Origin of the sequence: Rhodoferax sp. (assembly GCF_014859475.1) — a bacterium.
Taxonomy (GTDB): Bacteria; Pseudomonadota; Gammaproteobacteria; order Burkholderiales; family Burkholderiaceae_C; genus Rhodoferax.
Window position 1 is genome coordinate 1 of sequence record NZ_JACUUE010000136.1, and the last position, 6,954, is coordinate 6,954.

The 6,954-nt window shown below is 62.2% G+C and carries 5 protein-coding genes and 1 pseudogene; 4 read left to right on the forward strand and 2 right to left on the reverse strand.

The window, feature by feature from the left end; translation table 11 throughout:
• Positions 1–3,121, reverse strand: a 3,121-nt coding sequence (gene mfd, locus IBX54_RS10980) for a transcription-repair coupling factor (RefSeq protein ID WP_296542696.1), incomplete at its 3' end; no start/stop codon positions are given.
• 108 nt (positions 3,122–3,229) lie between these two features.
• Between mfd and ispD the strand changes: the two genes are divergently transcribed.
• The 4 genes from ispD to IBX54_RS11000 all read left to right on the forward strand — a co-directional run bounded on the left by ispD (position 3,230) and on the right by IBX54_RS11000 (position 5,525).
• On the forward strand, positions 3,230–3,955 hold the full coding sequence (gene ispD / locus IBX54_RS10985) for a 2-C-methyl-D-erythritol 4-phosphate cytidylyltransferase (protein WP_296542697.1): 726 nt from the start codon (positions 3,230–3,232) through the stop codon (positions 3,953–3,955).
• A 21-nt stretch (positions 3,956–3,976) separates the two neighbouring features.
• Positions 3,977–4,453, forward strand: a complete 477-nt coding sequence (ispF, locus tag IBX54_RS10990) for a 2-C-methyl-D-erythritol 2,4-cyclodiphosphate synthase (RefSeq protein WP_296542698.1) — start codon at positions 3,977–3,979, stop codon at positions 4,451–4,453.
• A gap of 123 nt (positions 4,454–4,576) precedes the next feature.
• Positions 4,577–4,765 (forward strand): hypothetical protein, encoded by a 189-nt coding sequence (locus IBX54_RS10995; protein WP_296542699.1) that lies wholly within the window; start codon positions 4,577–4,579, stop codon positions 4,763–4,765.
• Positions 4,766–4,796: 31 nt separating this feature from the next.
• Positions 4,797–5,525 (forward strand): ProQ/FINO family protein, encoded by a 729-nt coding sequence (locus IBX54_RS11000; RefSeq protein ID WP_296542700.1) that lies wholly within the window; start codon positions 4,797–4,799, stop codon positions 5,523–5,525.
• A gap of 443 nt (positions 5,526–5,968) precedes the next feature.
• Here the strand turns inward: IBX54_RS11000 and IBX54_RS11005 are convergent.
• Positions 5,969–6,720 (reverse strand): annotated as a pseudogene (locus IBX54_RS11005) (iron-containing alcohol dehydrogenase); the annotation flags it as partial.
• Positions 6,721–6,954 lie beyond the last annotated feature (234 nt).

A 6,954-nucleotide genomic window follows, 5' to 3' on the forward strand; every position in this document is an offset into this window, starting at 1 on the left:
TGGCCAGCTTTTTGTAAAAACTCAGGCGCAGGTGCACGTCGCCACAAAAATCGTCGGGCAGCAGCGCCGGCGCGTGCAGGTTGATGTCGGTCGCCACATTGAGTGGGTTCAACAGGTCGGGCTCGATGCCGGCTTTCAGGCAGCGCACCGCCTCCGAGAGCATTTCGTTGTAGAGCTGAAAGCCGACTTCGATCATGTTGCCGCTCTGGTTTTCGCCCAGCACCTCGCCGGCACCGCGAATCTCGAGGTCGTGCATGGCCAGATAAAAACCGCTGCCCAGTTCTTCCATGCTCTGAATCGCGTCGAGGCGCTGCTGGGCGTGTTTGCTCAGGCCTTCCAGATCAGGCACCAGCAGATAGGCATAGGCCTGGTGGTGGCTGCGCCCGACACGACCACGCAACTGGTGCAATTGGGCCAGGCCGAACTTGTCGGCACGGCTCATGACGATGGTGTTGGCCGTGGGCACGTCGATGCCGGTCTCGATGATGGTGGAGCACAGCAGCAGGTTGGTGCGCTGCGCCACAAAGTCGCGCATCACGGCTTCCAGCTGGCGCTCGGGCATCTGGCCGTGGGCCACGGCAATACGGGCTTCGGGCAGCAGCTCTTCCAGTTTTGCGCGGCGGTTCTCGATGGTCTCGACCTCGTTGTGCAAAAAGTAGATCTGGCCACCGCGCTTGAGCTCGCGCAGCACCGCCTCACGGATCACACCTGCTCCTTCAGTGCGCACGAAGGTCTTGATCGCCAGGCGGCGCTGCGGTGCGGTGGCGATCACGCTCAAATCGCGCAGGCCCTCCAGCGCCATGCCCAGCGTGCGCGGAATCGGCGTGGCGGTGAGTGTGAGCACATCGACTTCGGCGCGCAGCGCTTTCATCTGCTCCTTGTGGCGCACGCCAAAGCGGTGCTCCTCGTCGATGATCAACAGCCCAAGGTTATTGAAGTGGGTGTTCTGGCTCAGCAGCTTGTGGGTGCCGACCACGATGTCGATGGTGCCGTCGGCCACGCCCTTGAGCGCTGCGGTGATTTCCTTGGCCGACCTGAAGCGGCTCATTTCGGCCACTTTCACCGGCCATTTGGCAAAGCGGTCCACCAGCGTCTGGTAATGCTGTTCTGCCAGCAAGGTGGTGGGCGCCAGAAAAGCCACCTGTTTGCCACCGGTGATGGCCACAAAGGCCGCGCGCAGCGCCACTTCGGTCTTGCCAAAACCAACGTCGCCGCAGACCAGCCGGTCCATCGGGCGCGGGCTGATCATGTCCTGAATGACGGCGTGGATGGCCGCGCTCTGGTCGGCGGTTTCTTCAAAGCCGAATTCATTGGCGAAGGCTTCGTAGTCGTTGGGGCTGTACCTGAAGGCGTGGCCCTCGCGTGCGGCGCGGCGGGCATAAATGTTGAGCAGTTCGGCAGCACTGTCGCGCACTTGCTCGGCGGCCTTGCGCTTGGCTTTCTCCCATTGGCCGCTGCCCAGCTTGTGCCAGGGCGCTTCGTCCGGGCTGACCCCGGTGTAGCGGCTGATCAGCTGCAACTGGCTCACCGGCACATAGAGCGTGGCCTTGTCGGCGTATTCCAGGTGCAAAAATTCCTGAATTTCCGGTTCGCCGTTGGCCAGCTTCTGCCCCAAGTCCAGGTTGATCAGGCCGCGGTAGCGGCCGATGCCGTGGGCCGAATGCACCACCGGGTCGCCTACTTTGAGTTCGCTCAGGTCCTTGATGAGCGCCTCAACGTCGCTCACCTGTTCCTGCTTTTTGCGCCGGCGCGTGGTCGGGCTGGCGGCAAAGAGTTCGGTTTCGGTGACAAAGTCGATGCCGGCATCTAGCCAGGCAAAGCCCGTGGCCAGGCCGGAGGTGGCGATGCCGATGGGCTCTTGGCTAGCCTGAAACTCGGCCAGCGAGTCAAACGACGGCGGGTCGAACTGGCTGCCATGCAGAAAGTCGAGCAGGCTGGCGCGTCGGCCATCGCTCTCGGCCAGCACCAGCACGCGCTGCTGCGTGTTGCGGATATGGGACTTCAGCTTGGTCAGCGGGTCTTCGGCGCCGCGCACCACGGTCAGGTCGCCCAGGCGCACAAAGTGGGCACTGTCAGCCACCTCATCCACGGTGGTGCGCAAGGCCAGTTGGGCGTGCTGCTTGACGCGGGCGTAAAACTGCTCGGCGCTTAAAAACAGCGCATCGGGCGGCAGCACCGGGCGCTCCGGGTCACCCTGCAGCAGCCGGTAGCGCTCGCGCGTGTCTTGCCAGAAGTGGGCAAAGGCGGGCTCCAGGTCGCCGTGCAGCACCACCGTGGCGGCCTCGCCCAAGTAGTCAAAAACCGTGGCGGTGGCGTCAAAAAACAGCGGCAGGTAGTACTCGATGCCGGCGGTGGCCACGCCGGTGCCGATGTCCTTGTAGATGCGGCTGCGCGTGGGGTCGCCATCGAGCAGTTCGCGCCAGCGGCCGCGAAAGCGGGCACGCGCGTCGTCGTCCATCGGAAACTCGCGCCCCGGCAGCAGCCGCACCTCAGGCACCGGGTACAGGCTGCGCTGGCTGTCGGGGTCAAAGGTGCGGATGCTGTCGATTTCGTCGTCAAACAAATCAACCCGGTACGGCACCTGCGAGCCCATGGGAAACAGGTCGATCAGGCCGCCGCGCACCGCGTATTCGCCTGGGCTGACCACTTGGGTCACGTGGCTGTACCCGGCCAGCGTCAGCTGCGCCTTGAGTTTGGCCTCGTTGAGCTGCTGCTTGACCTTGAAGTGAAAGGTGTAAGCCGCCAAAAAAGACGGCGGCGCCAGCCGGTACAACGCGGTGGTGGCGGGCACGACAACGACATCTGCGCCATTGTCTTTGTCTCGTTGGCTGATGCGCCACAGCGTGGCCAGGCGCTCGCTGATCAGGTCCTGGTGCGGCGAAAAAGTGTCGTAGGGTAGGGTTTCCCAGTCCGGGAACAGCACACAGCGCAGTGCTGGCGCAAAAAACGCCATCTCTACGATCAAACGCTGGGCATCCAGGGCATCGGCGGTGACGATGGCGGTGACCTTGTGGTCCGCCTTGTCGCGCAAGGCCAGTTGCGCCAGCAGCAGGGCGTCGGCCGAGCCGACCGGGCGCGGCAGGGTGTAGCGTTTGCCGGGGGTGAGTTTGGGTAAATCCATGAAAGGTGTGCAGGTGCTCAGCAGTGAACGGGGCGTGACAAAAACGCCGAAACCCTGCGCAAAGTTTGGCAGGGTGTGTGGCGTGGATTCTAGAATGCAAGCCACACCATGACAGAACTTAACGACATTGCCCTTGCGCCTAGCGCCGCAGCCCGTTGCTGGGCGCTCATCCCCTGTGCTGGCACGGGCTCGCGCGCCGGAGCCGCAGGCCCCAAGCAATACCAGACACTGGTCGGTCAAACCATGGTGATGCACACCCTGGCGGCCTTTGCCGACGTTTCGCGTATTGATCAAACTTTGGTAGTGGTGTCATCAGAGGATACTTTTTTTCAAACACGGCAGGCCCTGAATGCGTCATTTTTGATCGCACCTTGTGGCGGATCAACCCGGGCTGCCAGCGTTTTTAATGGCCTGAATGCCTTGCTCGCAGAAGGTGCAGCGGCGCATGATTGGGTGCTGGTGCACGATGCGGCGCGGTGCCTGATCACGCCCACTCAAATCAACCAGTTGCTAGATGCCTGCCTGAACGATGAGGTGGGTGGCCTGCTGGCGCTGGCGCTGCCCGACACGCTCAAGGTGGCGCAAGCTGGCAGAGTGGCGGCAACGCTGCCACGCGCCGACAAATGGCTGGCGCAAACACCGCAAATGTTTCGCATTGGCAGCCTGATCGAGGCGCTGGAACTGGCGGGCGACGCCGTCACCGATGAGTCGAGTGCCATCGAGGCCATGGGCCTGAGCCCGAAGCTGGTGCCCGGCAGCGCGCAAAATTTCAAGGTGACTTACCCAGAAGACTTTGCCTTGGCCGAAGCGCTGCTGCAAAGCCGCCAGGCTTAAGTCAATCACAGGACGCATGACATGAATTTCAGAATCGGTGAAGGCTGGGACATTCACGCGCTGGTGGCGGGGCGCAAACTGGTGCTCGGCGGCATCGAGGTACCGTACCACCTGGGGCTGCTGGGCCACTCGGACGCCGATGTGCTGCTGCACGCCATCACCGATGCCTTGCTGGGTGCGGCCGCGCTGGGCGACATCGGCAGCCATTTCCCGGACACCGATGCGCAGTTCAGGGGCGCGGATTCGAGCGTGCTGCTGACTGAGGCGGCACGCCGCGTGCGCGCCAAAGGTTTTGAGATTGGCAATATCGACAGCACCATCATTGCCCAGGCACCCAAGCTGATGCCATTTCTGCCCGCCATCCGTGCCCGAGTGGCGCAGACCTTGGGCATCGAGATCGATCAGGTCAATGTGAAAGCCAAGACCGCCGAAAAAATGGGCCCGGTTGGCCTGGGCCATGCGATGGAAGCGCGCGCGGTGGTGCTGCTGACGCTTTGAAGAAGTAGCGAGCTGTCATCGCGAGCCCCCCGTATCCGGCCCGATACCGCACACGGACCTTGAAAAGCGACATCGTCACTGCGTTCGCAATGACGGGGCTGTTCATGGAAAGATGTGAGCAAAGTGCTGGCGCTCGTCGACCGGCTCGACCCCGTGCGTGGCGCGCAGGTAGCCGGGGTGGGCGTGCGCCAAGGCGAGCGGCAAAAAACCGTCGCGCTGCCAGGTCGGGTGCCGGGGGTCGGGCTGACTGGTTTGCGCTTGCTGGGATGGGTTCATGGCACCGAGTATGCCAGCGATGCACGCTTTGGTTGACAATTGCAGGTTCTTCAATTTGATTCATGCCATGACCGAAATCCTTCAAGAACAAGCCGAGCCAGTGATCACGACGACCGCGGATGCACCGGTACCAGTCGTGTCTGAGAGCGCCCAGCAGCCGGACACCGGTGCCGAAACCGTTGCCGAACCTGTTGCTTTTGCCACCGCGCCCAAGTCAAAAAACCGCTTTGAAGCGGTGCAACCGGTGCTGGAAAAATTGTTTGAGCTTTACCCGCAGCTGTTCGGCGCGCGTTTTGTGCCGCTCAAGCTGGGTATTTTTCAGGAGCTGCTGGCCGCCCACCCGGAGGTTTTCAAACGCGACACGCTGAAAGCCGCGCTGGGCGTGCACACCCGTTCCACGCGCTACTTGCAGAGTGTGGCCTCAGGCCAAAAGCGCCATGACCTGCAAGGCAATCCGGTGGACGACGTGGCACCTGAGCACGTGTTTCTGTCGATCGTTGAGCTGTACCAGCGCCGTCAGGCCCGCAGCAAAGAGAACTTGCTGCCCAAGCTGCGCGCACAACTCATCATCGCCTTCGAAAAATCGGGACTGACGCGACAGCACTACCTGGCGCGCATCGGCACCCCGGCCGAGCCGATTCAGGAGTTGCTGGACGACGTGCTGTCCGAGGTGGAGCAACAGCGCGCCCGCCGTGCCGCCCTGAAACAAGCCTTTGAAGCCAGCGGCCAGAGCGTGGAGGCCTTTGCCGATGCGCTCGGCATGCGCGTCAGGGACGTGCAAACGGCGCTCAAATAGCCGCGGCCTGCACGCCCGTTGCACTCAGGACGCGCAAAGCAATGACCCGGATTGCACCTTTGCCTGGCCATCCTTGGGTGCATTGCGTCGTTGCAAATCGCTTGTTTAGCAAAGCTAAACGGCGCGATTTGCGCCTGGCACTGCATCCCAAATCCGGTCGTCAAAATTTACAACTTATTACTTTACGAGCCAGCCGAATCCGCCCCGACACCGCACACGGATCTTGAACAAGGAAGCCGTCACTGAGAGCGTAGCGCGGCAGTCCATTCGTTGGAAGTCATGGATTGCTTATCTTCACTGCGTTCGCAATGACGGCACTGTTCATGGAAAGGGCTGACGAGCAATGTCTGCGCCAGAGCAGCGCCGCCAATTGCGGGGGAGTTACATGGCTTGCATCAGCATGGCGTGGTAGTCCTGCGCTGAGGCCATGCGGGGGTTGGGGCGATCACGGCTGGCAAAAACATGGCATTCAAGGTGCCATGGTGCAAGCGTGGATTAACACCACCCAGGCTGTGGCTCAGCGAGTGAACGCAGCCCAGCCCCTTCTGGAATGCCATCGCCCCTTGCATCGAGGCGCTCATCATGTTCAGGCGGGCCGCACGGTCGCTGCCGTCGCGGGTGGCGCGTTCAATGTGCGTCCAGCCACGCGCCAAACCGTCGAGCGCAATACCGCCAGCAGGTGGGTTGAAGGCCGGCGCCATGAAGGTTTCCATGCAATGGGCAATGGCATCCATGCCGGTGGCAGCGGTCAACAGCGGCGGCGGCCCCAGCGTGAGTTCGGGATCGCAAATGGCGGTTTTTGGTACCAGGTACCAGGAATGAAAACCCAGCTTACGGTGGTCATCAACGATCAGGATGGCGCCGCGGGCCACCTCGCTGCCAGTGCCGGCCGTGGTGGGCACGGCGATCAGGGGGGCAACCCGCTCGGTGATGCGTGGTCTTTGGCGCAATCGATGGAAGAGCCGCCACCAACAGCGATCAGACCGTCGCATTGTTGGGCGCTGTACACCGCTGTGGCGGCAGGCACGGCAGCTTCAGTGGGATTGGAAGGGGTTTGGTCAAACACCGCCACCGTCATGCCCGCCAGCGCATCCAGCGCTTTTTGCAGGATGCCCGCAGCCTTGACACCCGGGTCGGTGACGATCAGCGACCGCGTGATGCCGGCGCGCGCGTACTCCTGTTGCAGCAGTTGAATGGCACCAAACTCGAACTAACTTGCATGAATCCAGAGCGACGCCCCAAATGATGAAAGCGTACCATCATCGCGAGCCCCCCGTACCTGGCCCGATACCGCACACGGACCTTGAACCGTCATCGCGAGCGAAGCGTGGCGATCCATGACTTCCGACTGCATAGATTGCTTCACTGCGTTCGCAATGACGGCCATTTGTGCAACGACGGGACTGTTCATGGAAAGCGCTGCGTGCCG